The sequence below is a fragment of the Arhodomonas sp. KWT genome (assembly GCF_010993615.1).
In genome coordinates, this window is record NZ_WNXE01001086.1 from 1 (window position 1) to 545 (window position 545).

The 545-nt window shown below is 69.4% G+C and carries 1 protein-coding gene; it reads left to right on the top strand.

Features of this window, described 5'->3' with window-relative positions:
• Positions 1–288 precede the first annotated feature (288 nt).
• Positions 289–545: alanine:cation symporter family protein (locus G7A99_RS24290; RefSeq protein ID WP_163144642.1), on the top strand; the 257-nt coding region annotated here is incomplete at its 3' end.

Below are 545 nucleotides of genomic sequence, written 5' to 3' on the forward strand. Positions count from 1 at the left end.
GTCACCACACACCGGCCCCGGGGCGTCTCCGCCCACCTTGCCGGCAGGGCACGGGGGCGTTGTCGCGGGCATTCCCGTGCCAGGCGAACCCGACACGACCACCAACGGGATCGCTGAGGGGGGCAATATCGATAGCCGGTTCGTCATGGTGCGCGAGCGCGTCGGCCGGGGCAACTCGGCCCCCCATTGCACCGCGGGCGCACGGGCGCGAGACTCTCACGCTGGCGGCGGACCACGCCGCCGGAACGGGGAAAGATCACCGAACAAGAACGCGCTCTGGAGACATTCATGGAAACGCTTAGCGAGATGCTGGGTTCCGTAAGCGACTTCGTCTGGGGCCCCGTCATGCTCATCCTGCTGCTGGGCACGGGCCTCTACCTCACCATCGGTCTGCGCGCGATGCCGATCCGGCGCATCGGCTACGGCTTCCGCCAGCTCATGAGCGGCCGCCGCGTCGTGGAGGCGGACAAGGGCGAGATCACGCCGTTCCAGGCCCTGTCCACCGCGCTGTCCGCCACCGTGGGGACCGGCAACATCGGCGGCGT